Origin of the sequence: Candidatus Avedoeria danica (genome assembly GCA_016703025.1) — a bacterium.
GTDB lineage: Bacteria > Chloroflexota > Anaerolineae > Epilineales > Epilineaceae > Avedoeria > Avedoeria danica.
Genome location: JADJCV010000004.1, coordinates 1,321,995 through 1,340,335 on the forward strand (window position 1 = coordinate 1,321,995; position 18,341 = coordinate 1,340,335).

Annotated in this window: 15 protein-coding genes; 7 read left to right on the plus strand and 8 right to left on the minus strand. The window is 72.9% G+C overall.

Annotation, left to right across the window (positions count from 1 at the left end; genetic code table 11):
• Positions 1-137 precede the first annotated feature (137 nt).
• From IPG72_08805 to IPG72_08830, 6 genes are all read right to left on the minus strand, one after another.
• Entirely contained in the window at positions 138-2,516 is a 2,379-nt protein-coding gene (locus IPG72_08805; GenBank protein ID MBK6769094.1) for a polyribonucleotide nucleotidyltransferase, read from the minus strand.
• A 258-nt stretch (positions 2,517-2,774) separates the two neighbouring features.
• Complete coding sequence (gene rpsO / locus IPG72_08810; protein MBK6769095.1) at positions 2,775-3,044, minus strand: 30S ribosomal protein S15; 270 nt, start codon at positions 3,042-3,044, stop codon at positions 2,775-2,777.
• 72 nt (positions 3,045-3,116) lie between these two features.
• Complete coding sequence (locus IPG72_08815) at positions 3,117-4,265, minus strand: M20/M25/M40 family metallo-hydrolase (protein ID MBK6769096.1); 1,149 nt, start codon at positions 4,263-4,265, stop codon at positions 3,117-3,119.
• A gap of 32 nt (positions 4,266-4,297) precedes the next feature.
• Entirely contained in the window at positions 4,298-5,518 is a 1,221-nt protein-coding gene (locus tag IPG72_08820; GenBank protein MBK6769097.1) for a M20/M25/M40 family metallo-hydrolase, read from the minus strand.
• The gene (locus tag IPG72_08825) at positions 5,515-6,732 is read right to left on the minus strand and encodes a hypothetical protein (protein MBK6769098.1); all 1,218 of its coding nucleotides are present in this window, start codon (positions 6,730-6,732) and stop codon (positions 5,515-5,517) included. Before IPG72_08825 ends, IPG72_08820 begins: the two co-directional genes overlap by 4 nt.
• Positions 6,729-7,223 carry a hypothetical protein gene (locus tag IPG72_08830; protein ID MBK6769099.1) on the minus strand — a complete coding sequence of 165 codons (495 nt, stop codon included), beginning with the start codon at positions 7,221-7,223 and terminating at the stop codon, positions 6,729-6,731. Before IPG72_08830 ends, IPG72_08825 begins: the two co-directional genes overlap by 4 nt.
• A gap of 438 nt (positions 7,224-7,661) precedes the next feature.
• Here IPG72_08830 and tdh point away from each other — a divergent pair, with 438 nt between their 5' ends.
• Together tdh and IPG72_08840 are read left to right on the plus strand one after the other, a co-directional pair.
• A complete protein-coding gene (gene tdh / locus IPG72_08835; GenBank protein MBK6769100.1) occupies positions 7,662-8,690 on the plus strand; it encodes an L-threonine 3-dehydrogenase in 1,029 nt (342 codons plus the stop codon).
• Between the two features lie 11 nt (positions 8,691-8,701).
• A complete protein-coding gene (locus IPG72_08840) occupies positions 8,702-9,910 on the plus strand; it encodes a glycine C-acetyltransferase (GenBank protein MBK6769101.1) in 1,209 nt (402 codons plus the stop codon).
• Between the two features lie 37 nt (positions 9,911-9,947).
• Here IPG72_08840 and IPG72_08845 read toward each other — a convergent pair whose 3' ends face one another.
• Both IPG72_08845 and IPG72_08850 read right to left on the minus strand, forming a co-directional pair.
• Positions 9,948-11,285: a HEAT repeat domain-containing protein gene (locus IPG72_08845; protein ID MBK6769102.1), complete on the minus strand. Its 1,338-nt coding sequence runs from the start codon at positions 11,283-11,285 to the stop codon at positions 9,948-9,950.
• Between the two features lie 8 nt (positions 11,286-11,293).
• A complete protein-coding gene (locus IPG72_08850; protein MBK6769103.1) occupies positions 11,294-12,649 on the minus strand; it encodes a site-2 protease family protein in 1,356 nt (451 codons plus the stop codon).
• Positions 12,650-12,843: 194 nt separating this feature from the next.
• On the opposite strand from IPG72_08850, the gene prfA reads away from it, so the two are divergent.
• The 5 genes from prfA to IPG72_08875 are packed head-to-tail and all read left to right on the plus strand — an operon-like array spanning position 12,844 to position 18,319.
• Positions 12,844-13,929 (plus strand): peptide chain release factor 1, encoded by a 1,086-nt coding sequence (gene prfA, locus IPG72_08855; GenBank protein MBK6769104.1) that lies wholly within the window; start codon positions 12,844-12,846, stop codon positions 13,927-13,929.
• Positions 13,926-14,786 carry a peptide chain release factor N(5)-glutamine methyltransferase gene (gene prmC, locus IPG72_08860; protein MBK6769105.1) on the plus strand — a complete coding sequence of 287 codons (861 nt, stop codon included), beginning with the start codon at positions 13,926-13,928 and terminating at the stop codon, positions 14,784-14,786. The genes prfA and prmC overlap by 4 nt, the downstream gene beginning before the upstream one ends.
• On the plus strand, positions 14,783-15,955 hold the full coding sequence (locus IPG72_08865) for a glycosyltransferase family 4 protein (GenBank protein MBK6769106.1): 1,173 nt from the start codon (positions 14,783-14,785) through the stop codon (positions 15,953-15,955). The genes prmC and IPG72_08865 overlap by 4 nt, the downstream gene beginning before the upstream one ends.
• A 16-nt stretch (positions 15,956-15,971) precedes the next feature.
• On the plus strand, positions 15,972-17,231 hold the full coding sequence (locus IPG72_08870; protein MBK6769107.1) for a glycosyltransferase family 9 protein: 1,260 nt from the start codon (positions 15,972-15,974) through the stop codon (positions 17,229-17,231).
• Positions 17,228-18,319: a hypothetical protein gene (locus tag IPG72_08875; protein MBK6769108.1), complete on the plus strand. Its 1,092-nt coding sequence runs from the start codon at positions 17,228-17,230 to the stop codon at positions 18,317-18,319. The genes IPG72_08870 and IPG72_08875 overlap by 4 nt, the downstream gene beginning before the upstream one ends.
• Positions 18,320-18,341: the final 22 nt, after the last annotated feature.

Here is an 18,341-nt window from a genome sequence, read left to right on the forward strand (position 1 = left end):
GATCGTTCCTCCGTCAAGTAGTTCAGCGTGTAACGACCAGAGAAGCGACAACGTGACCCCTGGCTGGGGACCCGTGATCGCTTCTCCGGCGGATGGCTGGAAAGGGCGGAACCCGGAGACTCTGCCGTGGTGGTGTACTAGTTGCTGCGGCTCGGGCCATCGTAGCGCGGGCGATCGCCGCCTCGGTCACCGCCGCCCCCGCCGTAGCGCGGACGGTCGCCGCCGCGATCCCCACCGCGATCGCCGCCGTAGCCGCCGCCGCGCGGCGGGCCGCCTCGACCGCCGCCGCCGCCCCGGCTTCCGCCGCCGGCATCGTTCGCCCGAGCCTCCTCGAGCGTCCAGCCCTCGATGACCGCGCGCCGCGAGAGGCGCACCTTGCCGTCGGCGATGTCGGTGACCATGACGGTGACCTCGTCGCCGAGCTGGACCTCGTCGGCCACCGTCGCCACGCGCTCGTTGGAGAGCTGCGAGATGTGGACCATCCCGTCGACGCCCGGCATGAGCTCGACGAAGCAGCCGAAGTCCGTGATCCGGTTCACCGAGCCGGTGTACACCGCCCCGAGCTGCGGTCCGGCCGTCAGCCCCTCGATGATCCCGCGCGCCTTCTCGGCCGCCGCGCCGTCCGTCGAGGCCACATACACCGTGCCGTCGTTCTGGATGTCCACCTTGACGCCGGTCTGCTCCTCGATCATCCGGACGTTCTTGCCGCCCGGCCCGATCAGCTTGCCGATCGAGTCGGCCGGGATCTTGAGGGTCATGATCCGCGGCGCGTACGGGGACATCTCGGACCGCGGCGCGGGCAGCGTGTCCGTCATGAGGCCGAGGATGAGGAGGCGCGCCTCGCGGGCCTGCGCCAGCGCCTGCGTCAGCACCGCGTCCGGGATCCCGCCGATCTTGATGTCCATCTGCAGCGCCGTGATCCCGGCGGCCGTGCCGGCCACCTTGAAGTCCATGTCGCCGAGGTGGTCCTCCATCCCCTGGATGTCCGTCAGGACGACGTGCCGCCCGGCGCCCGGATCGCTGATCAGGCCCATCGCGATGCCGGCGACGGGCGCCTTGATCGGCACGCCGGCGTCCATGAGCGCCAGCGACGAAGCACAGATCGACGCCTGCGACGTCGAGCCGTTGGACGCGAGGCACTCGCTGACGACGCGGATCGTGTACGGGAACACGTCGTCGGCGGGCAGGACGTACTTCAGCGCCGTCTCGACGAGCGCGCCGTGCCCGATCTCGCGCCGGCGCGGGCCGCGCATGGGCCACGTCTCGCCGGTCGAGAACGGCGGGAAGTTGTAGTGGTGCATCCAGCGCTTGAGCGTCTCGGGCCGCAGCGAGTCCAGCTTCTGGCCCTCGCCGACCGTGCCGAGCGTCGCCAGCGACATGACCTGGGTCTCCCCGCGCTGGAACAACGCCGAACCGTGCGTCCGCGGCACGATCCCGACCTCGGCGCTCAGGCCGCGGATCTCGCGCGGGTGCCTGCCGTCCGGGCGGATGCCCTCGGCCAGGATCCGCTCGCGCACGGCCGCGGCGGTCACGTGCTTGGCGACGGCCTTGATGTGCTTGAGCATGTAGGGCTTGCCGTCCGCACCAAGCTTGGCCGGCGGCGCGCCGTCTTCACCCGGCAGGTACGCCGCCTGCCACTTCGCCAGCACCTCGTCGATGCGGGCGTTGCGCTCGTCCTTGAGCAACGTTGCGTCGGCGACGATGACATCGAGGGCGGCCCGACAGCTGGCCTGGGCGTCCGCCTCGAGCGCCTCGGGCGGCGCGTCGATGTGGACGTCGACCTTCGGCTTGCCGACCTCGGCGCGCATCCGGTTCTGGAGTTCGAACAGCGGCTGGATGGCGGCGTGGCCGGCGCGGATCGCGTCCAGCATCGTGGCCTCGTCCACCTCGGCGGCGCCGCACTCGACCATCAGGATGGCGCCGGCGGTGGCGGCCAGCCGGAGATCGAGCGTGCTCGTCTCCATGTCCGCGGTCGTCGGGTTCATGACGAGAGCGCCGTCGACCATGCCGACACGGACGCCGGCGATCGGCTCCGGGAAGGGCACGTCGCTAACCATCAGCGCCGCGGATGCGGCGTTCATGGCCGGGATGTCCAGGTAGTGCACGCCGTCGCTCGAGAGCGAGGAGGTGATGATCTGAACGTCGTTGCGCATGCCCTCGGGAAACAGCGGGCGCAGCGGGCGATCGATCAGCCGGGCGGTGAGGATCGCCGTCTCGCTCGGGCGCCCTTCGCGCTTGAAGAACGAGCCCGGGATCCGGCCGGCGGCATACATCTTCTCGTCGAACTCTACGGAGAGAGGCATGAAGTCGATGTCGCGCACACCCTTGCTCGTCGTCGCCGTCGCCAGGACGATCGAGTCGCCGAGCTGGCACGTGACGGCGCCGCCGGCCAGCAGCGCCAGCTTGCCGGTGCGGAACGTGAACGTTTTGCCGCCGACATCGCACGTGTAGACGCGCTCTTTGGACTCGATGCGGCGGAGGACGGGGGCTGGGCCGGCGAGATCGTCCGGCGACATCGGGAGACGGGGTTCAGACATGTTTCGGGATTCCTTCCCAATGACAGAGGGCGCCCGGGATCAGGAGCTGGGGGCTGCCCCGTCCGACGCCGGCGGAGCGGCGGGCGGAGCAGCCCCCAAGTCCTGAACGCGTGACGCCCTCGCGGTTCACAGACTGGTTGAAAGCAAAACGAGATCGCGGCCACCGGAGGGCAGGCAGCGACCGCACCTCCCGGTCCGGTGCGCGACCCAACGCCGTTCGCTCGCTCGAGCGGACGACTAACCGCGGATGCCGAGGCGGCCGATCAGCTCACGGTAGGCGGCGTGATCCGTGCGGTTCATGTAGCGCATCATCCGCTTGCGCTGGCCCACCAGGCGCAGCAGACCGCGCTTCGAGTGCTGGTCGTGCTTGTTCACCTTGGCGTGCTCGGTCAGGTTGCGGATGCGCTCGGTCATGATCGCGATCTGCACCGGCGGCGAGCCGACATCGTTCTCGTCTTTGCGGTAGTCCGCGATCAGCGACTGCTTCTTCTCTTGCGTGATCGACATGGCCTTGAATGGTCCTCCACCGAAACGTCGCCGGCGCGCGCCGGCTCTGATCGTGCGTCGTCTGGTCGGTTATCAATCTTGCGGAGTATACCACGGCTCGCCGGACGGGCCAATCCGCGTCGCAGCCAGGAGCGCCGCCGCCGCTTCGAGATCGCCGATGTCGATCACCTGGCCGGGTCGATGGGCGTGGCGCGTCGGGATGCTGACGGCGCCGGCCGGCACGCCCGCTCCGGTGAGCTGCAGCGCGGCGGCATCCGTCGTCCCGCCGGGCAGCACCTCCGGCTGGACGGGGATGTGCCCATCGCCGGCCAGCCGCTCGAGCCACGCGACGACGCCGCGGTGGCTGATCATCCCGCCGTCGCTGATCTTCACGGCCGCCCCGCCGCCGAGCGCCAGCGCGAGCGGCGCCGCCCCCGGCAGATCGCCCGCCCCCGTGATGTCCACGGCGATCGCGACATCGCACGGCACATCGAAGCCCGCCGTTCGCGCGCCGCGCAGGCCGATCTCTTCCTGCACCGTGAACACGCCCCACACCTCGGCCGAACCAGGCGACGCCGCGGCCCGCCGCAGCGCCTCGGCCAGCGCCGCGCACCCGGCCCGGTTGTCCATGTTGTGCGCCATCGCCCGCCGGCCGCCGTCCTGCGGCACCAGCCCGCCCGCGTACGCCGCCGCGTCGCCGACGCGCACCGGGCAGACCTCGCGGCTGGGCGCGCCGACGTCGATGTACAGCATGTCCAGCGTTGCCGCCTGGCCTGCGGCCGCCTTGCGCGCGATCGCTTCGGCGTCGATCACCCCTTCCAGGCCGCTCTCGAAGCGCACCCGGCAGCCGACGAGGTCGGCGATCGGCACGCCGCCGACGGCGCTGAACCGCACGAAGCCGTTGCCGTCGACGTGCGTGGCGATGACGCCGATCTCGTCCATGTGGGCGGCGATCAGGACGCGCGCCGGACGGCTGGACGCGGTTCGAGCGTCCGCCGCCGCGCCCGCCGTGGCGCTGCCGGCCGCGCCGACGCGCGTGAACAGGTTGCCCAGCGCATCGATCCGCACGATCTCGACGGTCGGCGCATGTTCGGCCAGCCAGGCGATGATCGCGTCGCGCACGCCGCCCTCGCGGCCGCTCGGGCCCCAGGCGGCGGTGAACGTCGCCAGCGCGTCGAGCAGCGGAGCGGATGGGGAGCTCGCGCCGGCGCTCGGAGATGTGGATGCCGTCTGCGGGTTCATGGGGCGACCTCTCGGTTCCTTGGGTACAGCGATCATCGGCGATCGAGCGCGATCGGCGCGACGATGTCGGGCGACCACGCTTCGAGCGCGGCGCGGACGAGGGCGACCAAGCCCGCGAGATCGTGCTTGGACACGAGCGCTTGCGGCCCATGCAGGTAGCGGCATGGCGCCGAGACGACGGCCGTCGGCACGCCTTGGCGCGACAGGTGGATCTTTCCGCCGTCCGTGCCGCCGCCTTTGGGCGCCCGGATCTGGTGGCGGATGCCGGCGCGCTCGGCGGCGGCGACGAGGTGGCGGACGAGGCGCGCATCGGCGACCATCGAGCTGTCCATGACGGTGATCGCCGGCCCGTCGCCGACGCGCATGACCGGCGTGTCGTCGCGGTCCTTGGGCGTGTCGTCCGTCGTGCCGCACTCCAGGACGAACGCAGCGGACGGGGCGAGGCGATGGGCGGCCGGGCCGGCACCGCGCGTGCCGGCCTCTTCCTGCACGGAGAACACGCCGACGATGTCCACTGGATAGCGTGAGCGAAGCAGCATCGCCAGCGCCCAGCAGCCCGCTCGATCGTCCATCGCCTTGCCGAGGAGCGTCGGGCCGAGATCGACGGTTGCGGTATCCCAGACCGCGCCATCCCCCGGCTGCACCAGCGCCAGCGCCGCGTCGCGCGTCGTCACGCCGAGGTCGATCCGCAGCTCCTCCAGCGCCGGCAAGCGGGCACGCACCGCGTCGGCCGTCGCGTGCGCCGGCGGCAGCCCGACGACGCCGACGACGCCGTCCGCGCCGATCCGCACGCGCTGCCCGACGACCGCCGCGCCGAGCACGCCGCCGACCGCGGCCAGCCGAGCCATGCCGTCGCCGTCGATGTCGACGACCATCAGGCCGACCTCGTCGAGGTGGGCGCAGACCATGAGCGGCGGCACCGCGGGTTCGGATGATCGGGCGGCGGACGAACTCGGCTCGTTCGCACCGGCGTCGGGTCGACCGACGCCGCGCAGATCCGTGGTCGCGACCGCCGCGCCGCGATCTCCGCGCTTGCGCGCGTACAGGTTCCCGATCGCATCCGTCCAGAGCTCGTCGACGTGCGGCGCGACGGCGGCCGCGACGATGTCGCGCACACGGCCCTCGTCGCCGCTGACGCCGCGCGCGTCGGACAGCGCGGCCAGCAACGCCCAGTCGAGCCCGTCGCCGCCGTACGGCAGGGACGGCAGGGTCGGCACGGCCGACTGATCGTCGGCGACCTTGCGTCCGCTCACGGTGTACCTGTCCCAGCCGCGCGATCGTCGCCGCCTTCCGAACCGACCGCGGCGACGGCCGGCAGCAAGGCGGCAACGAACTCTGCATCCAACCCAGCCGCGAACGCTGCGACGAGGCGCGCCAGCCGCGCCACGTCGACCTCGGCCACGGTCTCGACCGCCGTCCCGCCGTATCGCGCGGGCACTTGGACGACGGCGCAGGCAATTCCGGCGCCGGCCACCTGCAGCACGCTCGCCGACGTCCGGGTCATGCCCGGCGCGGCCTCCAATTGGTGCGGGATCTCGTGCCGCTTCGCCGTGGCAACGAGCGCTCCGTGCAGCCGCGGATGGACATTCGGCCCGCGCACGATCGTCGGCCCGGCGCCGAGAGCGATTGTCGAGTCGACGCCCCGCTGCCCGGCGCTCGCCGCACCGAGCACGACGGCGACGGTGCGGGTCGCTTCGAAGGCGTCGGCCGCGAGCGATACACCGAGCGCGGCGGCGCCGCGGTGCGAGAACGCGCCCTGCGCGGTGCCCGCCAGGACGACGTCGCACGGCTGCGGCGTCTCCGCCAGTCGCCGCGCGATCTCGACGAGCGCTGCCAGGAGCGAACCGCCGGCCACGGCGTTGCCGGTGAGGCGACCGCCCGCCATCCGCTCCGGCGCCCGCCGGAGCGTCACGGCGTCGCCGATCGCCACCGCCGCCCGGACGTCGGCCTCGCACAGACCGACGTCGACGAACAGCACGTCGATGTCCGGCGTCACGTCGCGCACGGCCAACTCGAGCACGTGCGGCGGCCGCGTGCCGATGGCGCCCGCGAGCGGACGGCGGCCGTGAACGGTCACCGGCTGGCCGAGCCAGGCGCGAACGTCGATGCCGGCGACCGGCCCGATCGGGCGGAAGCGCAGGAAGCCGCCCGGATCGATCCGGGCGACGATCAGGCTCGGCTCGTCGAGCGGGGCGGTGATGAGGAGGCGTGGCGTTGTGGCGACGTTGGGCGCGACGTTGGGCGCGACGTTGGACGCTGCGGCGGTCGGATCGCCCGCGCCTGCCGCGCTCTCGATCCGCGCGCCGCGGTGGGCAACGACGTTGCCGAGGGCATCGCGCTCGACCCGGTCGACGTGCGGGGCGAGGGCCTTCGTCAGGGCGTCGGCGACGACGTCCTCGGCGCCGGTCGGGCCGTCGAGGGCGGCGAAGCGGATGCTGTCGACGGACAGGTCGCCGGCTGCGGTCATGCCGGGTTCGCCGGGCCGGGGTCCAAGGGGGCGGGCACGCCGCTCGTCGGTTCGGCCGTCGGGTCGACCGGGGCGGACGTCGGCTCGGGCGGCGATGTCGGCGCCGCTGTCGGCGCGTCCGTTGGGACGGCGATCGTCGGCGCGTCCGTCGGGGGCGGCGGCGTTGCCGTGTCGGCGGACGGGATCGTTGGCGCCAGCGTGGGCGCGTCCGTCGGCGGCGGCGTGGCGGAGGGGGCGAACGGGGTGGCGACAGGTGTGTCGGTGGGCGCGGCCGGGGGCAGGACGGGGCCGGACGTGATCGTGGCCCGCCGGACGATCGTCGGGACGGCGGTCGAATCGTCGTCAGCCTCGGTTGGCTGAGGCGCTTCCGTGGCGGGGGGATGCGACTCCGCCTCGGTGGCCGCGGTCGTCGGCGTCGCGCTGTCCGCCGCCGGACCGCCGGGCGCGGGGGCGCGGACATGAGGTACACGGCACCGCCAACGCCGTAGCACGGGAGCGTGAGCAGGATGATGCCCAGCAGCGCGGCGCTGAGGCGGCGGCGGTTGGGGGGCTGGGCGTCCAGCCAATCGCCAAAGGCGTCGAACACGGCGGCCTCATGGGAGCGGCGCGGGGGAAGGGCCGGGGGATGGTAGGGGCGCGGGGGGTGGAATGTCAACGACCGGCCGAGAGTCGCAAGGGGGCGTGGGCGCCTCCGTCACGGACCGCGGTGATCACCCGAGGATCGATGGGTGTTCGCCGGGAGGGCGCGATCCTGCGGCGACGTTCGCGTCGGCGCCGAGCCGGCGTATACTCCCCGGCCGATCCGATCCGACCCGATCCGACCCGATCCGCCCCGATCCGCCCCGATCCGACCCGACCGACGCACCGCCATCGTCCGAACCCCCGGACCCCCACCAGAGAGGCCGCACCCCGTGACGCTGCCCGCCACGATGCGCGCAATCCGCAAGCTCACCGCCGGCGAGGGCCTCGGCATCGCCGAGGTGCCGGTGCCCCAGCCCGGCCCGGGCGAGGTGCTCCTGAAAGTCACCGCGGCATCCATCTGCGGCACCGACGTCCACATCTACAACTGGGACGCCTGGAGTGCCGGACGGATCAAGCCGCCCGTGACGCTCGGCCACGAGTTCGCGGGCGACGTCGTGGCGCTTGGCGAGGGCGTCGTCGACGTGCCGCTCGGCGCGCCGGCGTCGGGGGAGGGGCACATCCTGCTGGCCGGTGCGCGCCACGTCGTGCCCGGCCAGGAGCACCTGGCCAAGGACATGGAGGTCATCGGCATCGACCGCGACGGCGCGTTCGCGGACTACGTGATCGTGCCCCGTGCGAACCTCTGGTTGAACGATGCGGCGCTCGCGTCCGAGATCGCCAGCCTGCAGGATCCGTTCGGCAACGCCGTCCACACCGTCCACGCCCAGGACGTCGCCGGCAAGACCGTCCTCGTCACGGGCGGCGGCGGCCTGATCGGCCTGATGACGATCCCCGTCGCGCGCGTCGCCGGCGCGGCCGCCGTCTACGTGACCGACGTCAACGCGTCCCGCCTCGAGATCGCCCGCCAGTTGGGCGCCGATCTGGCACTCGACGCCCGCGGCGATGTCGTTGCCGCCGTCCTGGCCGCCACGGACGGCGCCGGCGTCGACGTCCTGCTCGAGATGAGCGGCAGCGCCAAGGCCATCGACCAGGGCTTCCAGGCGCTGCGACCGGGCGGCGAGGTCGCCGTCCTCGGCCTGCCGAGCGGCGCGATCGAACTCGACTGGGGCCAGCACGTCGTCCTGAAGGGCGCGACGGTGCGCGGGATCTACGGCCGGCGGATCTGGGAGACGTGGCACCGGATGCGCCGCCTGCTCGAAACCGGCGCCGTCGACCTCCGGCCGCTGATCAGCCACCGGTTTGCCCTGGGCGACTTCCAGCAGGCGTTTGACGTCATGCGGTCGGGGCAGAGCTGCAAGGTCGTTTTGCTACCGTAAGGAGACACCCCATGTCCGACCACCCATCGACCTCCGACGCCCGCCTCGCCTACCTCGAAGCCGACCTCGCCGACCTCAAGGCCAAGGGCCTCTACACCACCATCCGCTCGCTCCAGAGCCCGCAGGGCGCGTGGCTCCAGATCGACGGCCGGCGCGTGTTGAACTTCTGCTCGAACAACTACCTCGGCTTCGCGAACGATCCCGCGCTCAAAGACGCCGCCAAAGCCGCGATCGACCGCTGGGGCGTCGGCCCCGGCGCGGTCCGCACGATCGCCGGCACGATGGACGTCCACGGCGAGCTCGAGCGTCGCCTGGCCGCGTTCAAAGGCGTCGACGACACCGTCAGCTTCCAGAGCGGCTTCGCGACGAACCTGGCCACGATCCCTGCCCTCGTCGGCGAGGCGGACTGCATCATCTCCGACGCGCTGAACCACGCCTCGATCATCGACGGCATCCGGCTGACGAAGGCCGCTCGTTATGTCTATCGTCATTGCGACATGGATGACCTCGAGACCCAACTCAAGGCAGCCAGCGGCAAGGGCCACCGGGCGATGCTCGTCATCACGGACGGCGTGTTCTCGATGGACGGCGATGTCGCGCCGCTGGATGCGATCTGCACGCTTGCGGAGCGCTACGGCGCCATCACGATGGTCGACGACGCGCACGGCGAGGGCGTCCTTGGCCGCGGCGGGCGCGGGGCGGTGGACCACTTCGGACTGCACGGGCGCTTCGACATCGAGACCGGCACGCTCTCCAAGGCCTTCGGCGTGATGGGCGGCTACACCGCTGCCAAGCAGCCGATCGTCGATTGGCTCCGCCAGCGCGGACGGCCGTTCCTCTTCTCCAGCGCGCTGACGCCGGCCGACGTGTCGGCCTGCATCGCCGCCGTCGACATCCTCGAGCGCTCCACGGAGCGCGTCGAGCGGCTCTGGGCGAACGCGGCCACGTTCCAGGGGGCGATGCGCACGCTCGGCTTCGACCTCGGCGTCACCCGGACGCCGATCAGCCCGGTCATCGTCGGCGACGAGCAGAAGACGCAGGCGCTGAGCCGTGCCCTCTTCGAGCGCGGCGTCTTCGCGACCGCCATCGCCTTCCCGACCGTGCCGCTCGGCAAGGCGCGCATCCGGGTGATGATCTCGGCGGCCCACAGCCCCGAGGACCTCGAGGTCGGGATCGGCGCATTCGAGGAGGCCGGGCGAGCGCTGGGGATCATCGGCTAGCTGGGGATCATCGGTTAGCCCGGGTCGCGACCGAGCCTCAGGTCGCGCCGTCCCCTTCGTCCCATACCCAGGCGTCGCGGTCGACCTCGGCCTCGTCGTCCCACTCGGTGACGTCCGCAATCTCCGCCTCTTCGAGGTCGTCCGACTCGAACTCGCCGGGCGTGCGGGCCCGCGCGGCCGTGGCCTCGGCCCGCCGCAGGACGCGGCCGAGGGAGATCACGTCGTCCTCGTCGTCGTCCACCTCGTCTTCGTCGTCCTCGATGTCGTCCAACCAGCCGTCGAGGTCGGCGGGGTCGGCGTTCGCCTCGAGCCACGACAGGATGTCGTCGTCGCCGCCCGCCGCGCCGACCGTGCGAGCGCCGGACTTCGCTCCGCCGTCGCCGCCCTCCAAGTCGAGATCGACCAAGACCTCGTCGAGTGATGCCGACTCCGTCGCGGAGTCGATCGCCTCCAGCAGGTCGTCATCGGACTCCGTCTCGGCCAGCAGCTCGAGCGCCAGCGTGGCGTTGTACCCGCCGATCTCGCCCAGCGCCTCGATCGCGGCCCGGCGCACGGCGATCGGCGCGTCCTGTGCCACGCGGGCCAGCGGCAGGATCGCATCCTTCAGCCCGAGCTGGCCGGCAGCGAACGCTGCGCTCGCCTGGACGGCCGGCAGCGCGTCCTCGAGGAACGAGAGAACCTCGTCCCGCCAGCGAGCGTCGGCCGACCGGCCGATCGCCAGCAGTGCGGCCGATGTCAACACCGGCACGTTCGCCCCGATCGCGGCAGCGATGGCCGCCACCGCGGCGTCGCTCTCGGACCAACCGACCGAGGCGACGGCCTTGGCACGCACGTCCGTCGGGCCGCCGTCGTCGCGGGCGGCCGCCACCAGCACCGAGAGCGCGTCGGCGGCGCGCGTTCGATCGAGCTGGCCGAGCTCCGAGCGTTCGATGTACGGACCGATCGCCTCGGCGGCCGCGCCGCGGACAATGGGATCCTCGTCCGTGGCCAGCAGATCGGCGTACCGGTCGAGCAACCACGGCTCGGTGGCCTCCCACAGTCCGGCGATCGCCGTTGCGCGCACGACCGGGTCAGGGTCTTGGAGCAGCGCGACGAACACGCCCTTGAAGCTCACAAAGAAGTCGTCGTCCGCGAGCACCTTGAGCGCGGCGGTGATTGCCCGCCGCCGGGCGGGGGGTGCGGCGTTCCAGCGCGGCTGCATGGACGCGACGTCGGCCGCGGTCGCATTGGAGAGCGCGCGCAGCCACTCGCGTTCGGCGCCCGGATCGTCGGCCGTCAGCAGGCCGTCCAGCGCAACGTCGAACGGAACGACGGCGCGCAGCGGGTCGCGCTCGGCGTCCGCGTCGTCCGTCGAGGGATCGAGCGATGTCTCCACTGATCGCCTCAGGGCTGCGCGAACGACACGGGATTCAGGACCTCCATCACCGTGATCGCCAGCATGAGGAGCAGCACGAACCCGATCCCGAGCGCGTTGACGAGTGCCTCGCGTGTCGGCTCGACCCGGGCGCCGCGCACGACCTCGGCCGCCACGAAGAGCAGCCGACCGCCGTCGAGCCCGGGGATCGGGAACAGGTTGATCAGGCCGAGGTTGGCCGAGAGGATCGCCGCGAAGCGCAGGAGCGTCATCAGGCCGCTCTCGCCTGCCTGACGCGACAGCCGGGCGATGCCGACGGGACCGGCGAGCTGAACCTCGTCGGTGCCGCTCACCATCCGCGCCAGCCCCGTGACCATCATCTTCAGCATGTCGACCGTGCCCGTCACCCCGTACCACGGAGCCTTCCACCACGTCAGGGGCGCCTGATAGGCCACCGACCCGATCGCCACGCCCATCTTCGCGCGCCCGGTCGCCGCATCGCCCGCCGGCGTGACCATGATGTCCATCACCTCGGGCGCCGCGCCGCCGACGGCACGCAGCGCGACCAGCGCTTCACCCGGCCGCGGCTCGCGGGAGCCGTTGGCCACGTCGAGCGGAGCAAGGATGAGGTCGTTCGCCTGGAGCGCTGCGCCCCGTGCGGGCGAGCCGACGGTTTCGATCGGGCGGGCGGCGAACGACGGCCATACGCCGCCAAGGCCCGTGCCTTCGGTCGCGTCCACTTCGATCGCGTCGCCCGTTCCGCGCACGACGGACAGGCGGAGCGCACGACCGGCCGAATCGGCCGTCGCCTGGATCATCCCGTCCACTGCCGTCACCGGGAGCTCGGTGCCGGGCTCGAGCAACTCGCCCATCGGCACAGCCGACGCCGCGTACTCGGCCAGCGCCCGCCCGTCGATCGCGACGACGAGGTCGCCTGGCTGAAGGCCGGCAGCGGCGGCCGGCGAGCCATCCTCGACGCCGGCGATCCGGACGACATCGTGCGCCCGAACCGCCTGTTCGACGCCCCAGAATGCGCCGACGGCGGCCAGGATGACCACCGTCAGGGCGAAGTTGGCGAACGGTCCGGCGAGGAGCACCGCAGCGCGGGACCGCGGTCGCGCCGCGGCGAAGGCGCCGGGAACCGTCGGGTCGTCCTCCCCGTGCAACCGGACGAAGCCGCCCAACGGCAGCCAGTTGAGCGTGTAGTCCGTGCCGCCGGCACTGAACAACTTCACGATGCGCGGCGGAAATCCGAGCCCAAACTCGTCGACGCGGATCTTGTTGAGCTTGGCCACCGTGAAGTGGCCGAGCTCGTGGACCAGCACCAGCGGGTAGAGCGCGGCGAAGAAATAGAAGACCGTGATCAGCCAACCGGGAAGTTGCATCGCGCTGCTCTCGAGGAGGGACGGGAAAGCGCTCGGCCCTGCGGCACGTCGCCAAGATCGGCGCCAATCATAGCGGTCTGCGGCGCGAAAGTGCACGGAGCGCGCGTGCTACAATCGCGCAGCACGGACCTCCGCCGACGCCAACGGGTCGCGGAGCCCACGACATGCAACCACGAACGGAAGTCGCCGCCCCAATGGTCCCTATCGATCAGCTGACGAACATCGAAGCTCGCTACGACGAGCTCGACGCCCAGTTCGGGGATCCCGCCGTCACGTCGGACCCCGATCGGCTTCGGGCGATCGGCCGCGAACAGGCGTCGCTCGCGCCGATCGTTGCCGCCTACCGAAGTTTCCGCGCGCTGATCGAGCAGATCGCCGACAACGAGGCGATGCTCGCCGCCGGCGACGCCGAGATGGCCGAACTCGCCGCCGAGGAGCTCCCGGCGCTCAACGCACGCCGGACGGCGCTCGAAGTGGAGATCCTCGAGCTCCTCCTGCCCAAGGACCCGCACGACGACCGCAACGTCATCGTCGAGATCCGTGCCGGCACCGGCGGGGATGAGGCCGCGCTGTTCGCCGCCGACCTGTTCCGGATCTACCAGCGCTATGCCGAGTCACAGCGTTGGAAGGTCGACGTGATCAGCGCCAGCGAGATCGGCATCGGCGGACTGAAAGAGGTCGTGTTCGAGGTGCAGGGGGACGGGGCATACGCCCGGCTCAAGTGGGAGAGCGGCGTCCACCGCGTCCAGCGCGTGCCCGAGACCGAGGCGCAAGGCCGGATTCACACGAGCACCGCCACCGTGGCCGTGCTGCCGGAGATGGACGAGATCGAGATCGAAGTGCCGGAGAACGACATCCGGATCGACGTCTTCCGCTCGAGCGGTCCCGGCGGCCAGTCCGTGAACACGACGGACAGCGCCGTCCGGCTGACCCATCTGCCGAGTGGCATCGTCATCAGCTGCCAGGACGAGAAGTCGCAGCTCCAGAACCGCAAGAAGGCGCTGCAGGTCCTGCGCGCCCGGCTCTACCAGCTGGAAGAGGAGAAGCGCCTCTCCGAGCGCGGCGCGGAGCGCAAGAGCATGGTCGGCGGCGGGGAGCGCTCCGAGAAGATCCGGACGTACAACTACCCGCAGAGCCGGGTCACCGACCACCGTATCGGACTGACGAGCCATCGCCTGCCCGAGATCATGGCCGGCGACATCACCGACTTCCTCGACGCTCTCGCGGCCGCCGACCGTGCCCAGCGCCTCGAGGAGGCCCGCACGCTTTCGGCCGCGTGACGCTGGCCGAGGCCCTTGCCGCCGCGCGCGCCGCGCTCCGCCGCGAGCCGCAGCCCGACGTCGCCGCGCGCACCCTCCTGGCGCACGTCCTGGCGACGACCACCGCCGACCTCCTCGCCCGCCGGCGCGACCCGCTCGCTGCGCCGGACCACCGGGCCTTCGACGCCCTCGTCCGCCGCGTGGCCGACGGTGAGCCGCTGGCGTACGTCGTCGGCCACCAGCCGTTCCTCGACTTCAGCCTCCGCGTGACGCCCGCCGTCCTCATCCCGCGCATCGAGACCGAGGGGCTGGCGGAATGGGCGATTCGGCATGCGCACCGCCGCGCGGCCGCAGGCGCGCCCATCCGGCGGGTCCTGGACGTCGGCACCGGCTCCGGCGCGCTGGCGATCGCCCTTGCCCGCGCCTGCCCCGAGGCCGCCGTCACGGCCACCGACATCTCCGACGACGCTCTGGCCGTCGCCGCCGACAACGCCCGGCGCCTGGCGTGCGCCGACCGCATCGCGTTCTTGTCGGCCGACCTCTGGCCACCGGATCCGGGCGAACCCTTCGATCTCGTCGTCGCCAACCTGCCGTACGTCGGCACGGACGAGCTCGACGACGTCGGGCGATCCGTGCTCGACCACGAGCCGCACGGGGCGCTCTTCAGCGGCCGCGAGGGCTTGGATCTGCTCCGGCGGTTCGTCCCGGAACTGCCGAGCCGGCTGTCACCCGACGGCGCCGCGGCGCTCGAGATCGGGTGGCGGCAGGGGGAGACCGTCGTCGCGCTGGCGCACATGGCGTTCCCAGACGCGGTGGTCACGCTGCGGCCCGACGTGTTCGACCGGCCTCGGCTCGTGACGATCGAGCCGGCGACGTGAACGGCGGGCGCCGCGATCGGCCGAACACCGCGCGGCCTCGGCTCGCCATCGCCGTCGACGCCAGCCGTGGGTTCGATCCGCGGCCGACCGGCACGGAGACATACGCCCGGGCCGTGATCCGCGGCCTCGTCGACGACGGTGCGCACGACTATCGGCTGTACATGCGCGGCGCACCGGCGGCCGAGGCGGACGCCCTTCGCGCCGCCGGCGCAGCGGTCGACGATCTCGGCGCCGGTCGGCTCTGGACGCACGTCCGACTCGGCCGCGCCGTTCGCCGGCGCGCGGCCGACGTCCTGTTCGTGCCGGCGCACGTCCTGCCGGTGTTCTGCGCGACACCCGGCGTCGTCACCATCCACGACGTCGGCCACCGCCGGTTCCCTGAAGCCCACACCTTCGTCCAGCGCGCCTACCTCGAGCTGGCCGCCCGCCGTCATGCGCGCATCGCCCGGGCCATGATCGCCGATTCGACGTCTACGGCCGCCGACCTCGTGGCCTTCTTCGGCGCCCCGCCGGAGCGGGTCCATGTCGTCCATCTCGGCGTCGACGCCGGCCTCGCGCCGGCCGCGCCCGATGCCGTGCACGCGCTGCGCATCCGCCTCGGACTGCCGCCTGCGGCCGAGGCCGTCGTCCATGTCGGCACACGGCAGCCGCGCAAGAACCTCGCCCGCCTCATCGAGGCCCTCACCCAAGTCGTGCTCGTGCGGCCGAACGCCATGCTCGTCCTTGCCGGGCGTCGCGGCTGGGGCAACGAGGACCTTGCGGCCGTCGCGCGCCGCGCGGGCATCGGCGACCGGGTGACGATAATCGATTATGTCGACCGCACGGACCTGCCCGCCCTGTTTGGCCTGGCACGCGTCGTCGCCGTACCGAGCCTGCACGAGGGCTTCGGCCTGCCGATGCTCGAGGCGATGGCGTGCGGCGCACCGGTCGCCGCGGCGCGCGCCTCGAGCCTGCCTGAGGTCGGCGGCGACGCCGTCGCATGGTTCGATCCGCACGACGTGACCGACATGGCGACCGTGATCGCACGCCTGATGGGCGATGCGGACGACCGTGCCCGTTTGGCGGCAGCCGGCCGGGCGCGTGCGGCGACCTTTACGTGGCGGCGATGCGTGGACGCCACGCGGGCCGTCCTCGAAGGCGCCGCCCAACCGCTGGTGCGGCACAGCTGATGCGGGCCACCCGTCCATGAGCGCCGCGACCGCAACGCGCCAAACGCCCGCGCGGGCGCAGCGCCACATCCTGGTGGTCAAGCTCGCCGACCTCGGCGACGCGATCCTGACGACGCCGACGCTCGACGCGCTGCGCCGCCGCTGGCCGGATGCCGTTCTCGACGTCCTCACCACGCCGCAGGCTGCCGTCGCGTTCCACGCCAGCGGGCTCGTCGACGCCGTTCACGCCGTTGACGTCCACCGCCGCGCCCCCGGCGCAGCCCCGAACGCCATCCGCCGCGCCATCGCCGTCGTCGGCCTCGTGCGCCGCCTCCGACGGACGCGCTACGATGCGGTCGCGCTCTGCCATCCGCTCGTCACGCGCCGCGGCGCCGTGAAGCACGCGGCGCTCGTCCTCTCGATCGGCGCACCCGTGCGGGCCGGTCTCGTCGCGCCCGGCAGCCGACGCGGCTGGTTCCTCACCCATCGGGCCGTGGATCCGGGCTACGATCGGGCCCACATCGCGGACGCGATGCTCGGCGTCGCCGCCGCGATCGGTGCGCCGAGCGGTGCGGCGCGGCTGCGGTTCGTGCCCGGCGACGCGGCGGAGCGGGCGGCCGACGGCCTGCTGGCGACGGACGGACGCGCGGCGGCGCACGGTCGGCCATCCGCCGCCGCGACGGGCCTGTCCGCCGTCGCCCGCGACACCGGGCGGCTCGACGGTTGCACGGTGGCCATCCACCCCGGCGCCGGCGTCTACAGCCCTGCCCGCCGCTGGTCGCCCGAGCGGTTCGCCGAAGTGGCCCAAGCCCTCGCAGCGGCCGGTGCCCGGATCGTCCTCGTCGGCACGGACGGCGACGGCGGTGCCGACGTCCGCGCGTCCGGCGCCCCGATCGACCACGACCTCACCGGCGCGACGGACGTCCGGACGCTGGCGGCCGTGCTCCAACGGTGCCACCTTGTCGTAGCGAACGACGGCGGCGTGGCGCACCTCGCAGCGGCGGTCGGAACGCCGGTCGTGGCGGTGTTCGGCCCGTCGAACGACGTGGCGTGGCGGCCGTGGCCGCCGGATCGGCCCGGCGCGCCGTCGCCGCACCGCGTCGTGGCGCTGGACGTGCCGTGCCGACCGTGCTTCTATGTCGGCCACCGCCTCGGCCGGCCGGCTGGCTGCGCCACGCGCGACTGCCTGCGCTGGCTCGGCGCCGATCGGGTCGTCGCCGCCGCATTCGACGCGCTCGCGGCGGCGATCCCCCGCCCGCCGACGCCGTCATCGCCCGAACGCCGAGAGGAACGATGACGACGACGACCGCCGGCTCCGCCGACCGCCCAAGCGAAGACCGCCCCGGCCACAACCGCCCGAGCCGCGACGGCGGCGATGCCCTCACCCTGTCGGCCGCGGCCCGGATCCTCGAGCGCTTCGCGCGCCAGACCGTCGTCGTCGTGGGCGACGTCTGTCTCGACGAGTACGTGATCGGCCGCGCCGAGCGGATGAGCCGTGAGGCGCCTGTGCCGGTGCTGGCTTGGCGCCGGCGCGTCTGCCTGCCCGGCGGCGCAGCGAACCCGGCCGTCAACGCCGCCGTTCTCGGCGCGCACGTCCGGCAGGTCGGCGTCGTCGGCGACGACGCGGCGGCCGATGAGCTTCGCTCAGCGCTCGTCGCAGCCGGCATCGACCCGACCGGTCTGATCGTCGACCCTCTCCGGCCGACGACCGTCAAGATGCGCGTCGTGGCCGAAGGGCTCTCGGCGCCGCAACAGGTTGCGCGGATCGACCGCCAGGAGCGGCGGCCGGTCGACGGCGCGGCGGGCCGGGCGCTGGGCGAAGCGCTCGCGCTTGCCGCCGACGGCGCGGCGGCGATCCTCGTCTCGCACTACCGCAGCGGCGTCGTGACCGCCGAACTGTGCGACGCGGCGCGGACCGCGGCGCGCAAGAGCGGCGCGCTCCTCACCGCCGATGGCCAGGGGGACCTCGGCTGGTTCGCCGGCTTCGACGTCGTCCGCGTCGGCCGCGCCGACGCGGCCGCCAGCCTCGGGCGGCCGCTGGACACGGAGGCCGATTTCGAGCTGGCGGCCCGCGAGCTGCGCGCCGCGCTCGGCGCACGGGCCGTCCTCCTCGGCCGGGGAGCGCAGGGCACGAGCGTCGCCGATGCCGAGGGCTACCGTGTCGTGCCGCCGGCCAACGTGAGCGAGGTCTTCGACGTCACCGGCGCCGGCGACACCGTCATCGCCGTCGTCACGCTGGCGCTGTGTGCCGGCGCGACGCCGCGCGAGGCCGTCATCCTCGCCAACGCCGCGGCCGGCCTCACCGTCCGGCGCCTCGGCAATGCGGCGCCCCGCGCGGACGAGATCGTTGCCGAGTTGGCGCGCCGCCCGAACGCCGAGGCTTGAGCCGAGGGCGGCCGCCCTCTAC

Excerpts from the sequence above, each read along its gene's own strand:
- prfA (MBK6769104.1), top strand. The coding sequence starts at position 12,844 with ATGGTCCCTATCGATCAGCTGACGAACATCGAAGCTCGCTACGACGAG.
- IPG72_08840 (MBK6769101.1), top strand. The coding sequence starts at position 8,702 with ATGTCCGACCACCCATCGACCTCCGACGCCCGCCTCGCCTACCTCGAA.
- IPG72_08805 (MBK6769094.1), bottom strand. The coding sequence starts at position 2,516 with ATGTCGCCGGACGATCTCGCCGGCCCAGCCCCCGTCCTCCGCCGCATC.
- IPG72_08850 (MBK6769103.1), bottom strand. The coding sequence starts at position 12,649 with ATGCAACTTCCCGGTTGGCTGATCACGGTCTTCTATTTCTTCGCCGCG.
- tdh (MBK6769100.1), top strand. The coding sequence starts at position 7,662 with ATGCGCGCAATCCGCAAGCTCACCGCCGGCGAGGGCCTCGGCATCGCC.
- IPG72_08870 (MBK6769107.1), top strand. The coding sequence starts at position 15,972 with ATGAGCGCCGCGACCGCAACGCGCCAAACGCCCGCGCGGGCGCAGCGC.
- IPG72_08825 (MBK6769098.1), bottom strand. The coding sequence starts at position 6,732 with ATGACCGCAGCCGGCGACCTGTCCGTCGACAGCATCCGCTTCGCCGCC.
- IPG72_08815 (MBK6769096.1), bottom strand. The coding sequence starts at position 4,265 with ATGAACCCGCAGACGGCATCCACATCTCCGAGCGCCGGCGCGAGCTCC.
- IPG72_08875 (MBK6769108.1), top strand. The coding sequence starts at position 17,228 with ATGACGACGACGACCGCCGGCTCCGCCGACCGCCCAAGCGAAGACCGC.
- rpsO (MBK6769095.1), bottom strand. The coding sequence starts at position 3,044 with ATGTCGATCACGCAAGAGAAGAAGCAGTCGCTGATCGCGGACTACCGC.